Source organism: Mesorhizobium sp. M7A.F.Ca.CA.001.04.2.1 (assembly GCF_003998485.1).
Taxonomy (GTDB): Bacteria; Pseudomonadota; Alphaproteobacteria; order Rhizobiales; family Rhizobiaceae; genus Mesorhizobium; species Mesorhizobium ciceri.
In genome coordinates this window covers 1-476 of the sequence record NZ_RZQT01000301.1, presented here as the reverse complement: position 1 = coordinate 476, position 476 = coordinate 1, and the positions used below count along the sequence as shown (strand labels likewise).

Annotated in this window: 1 protein-coding gene; it reads left to right on the top strand. The window is 56.9% G+C overall.

Going from position 1 to position 476, the window contains the following annotated elements; all coding sequences use genetic code 11:
- Positions 1-57 precede the first annotated feature (57 nt).
- A partial coding sequence (locus EN955_RS34630; RefSeq protein ID WP_127223583.1) for an SDR family NAD(P)-dependent oxidoreductase occupies positions 58-476 on the top strand: 419 nt, incomplete at its 3' end.

The following is a 476-nucleotide window of genomic DNA, read 5'->3' as shown; positions in this document are numbered from 1 at the left end:
ATTTAGCAAATGCGTGCGCATACGTATTCCCAATTTCAAACAAATGGAGAGAGATTTATGGAGGAAAATCAAGTCGCGCCAAATTTCAGGCTGGACGGAAAACGAGCGCTCATTACGGGAGCTGGGCGGGGGCTGGGACTGGCCGCCGCCCATGCGCTCGCCCACTTTGGTGCCGAGGTTATTCTGGCCGCCCGCACATTGAGCGAGGTGGAGGCTGCCGCGGCCAATATCACTCGCGCGGGCGGACGAGCCGAAGCCATCGCTCTCGATATCCGGGACGTTTCGGCAGTGAGTGAAGCTGTTTCACACAGGCCGGCATTTCATGTGTTGGTCAACAATGCCGGGATGAACCGCACCAACCCATTCCTTGATGTAACGCAGGCCGATTTCGATGATATCATGGGCCTCAATCTGCGTGCTTCCTTCTTTGTTGCGCAGATCGTCGCGCGACGCATGGTCGAGCAAGGCGTGAGTGG